The following is a 311-nucleotide window of genomic DNA, read 5'->3' on the forward strand; positions in this document are numbered from 1 at the left end:
GGGCCAAGGAAGGGCGCTTGCGTGCGGCGGCCTACCGGCACTTGCGGCTCCATGCAGACTTCGTCAACGCCACACTGCTATTTGCACCTCCTGTTAGCGACACCACTCACTTCAGCGTAAACGTGTACGGGCGCTCTCGGCAGATCCGTTTCCAGCACTTGAGCTGGCTCTTTCATCCGCAGGTACTCGCGCAGTCTGTGCGCCACAACGGCCGCGGCGATTCTCCGGGTGTCAAGTACCGGGGCACGTGGGACATGCGCCCGCATCAAAAGCGGATCATCATGGTGGACGAGGCTCGCCTCACGAAGTGG

The 311-nt window shown here is 62.1% G+C and carries 1 protein-coding gene; it reads left to right on the plus strand.

Annotated features, from left to right (window positions below; all coding sequences use genetic code 11):
* Positions 1-17: 17 nt before the first annotated feature.
* The coding region (locus OO69_RS53455) for a hypothetical protein (RefSeq protein WP_234444727.1) at positions 18-311 on the plus strand (294 nt) is incomplete at its 3' end.

The organism is Streptomyces sp. NRRL F-525, assembly GCF_000716605.1.
Lineage (GTDB): Bacteria > Actinomycetota > Actinomycetes > Streptomycetales > Streptomycetaceae > Streptomyces.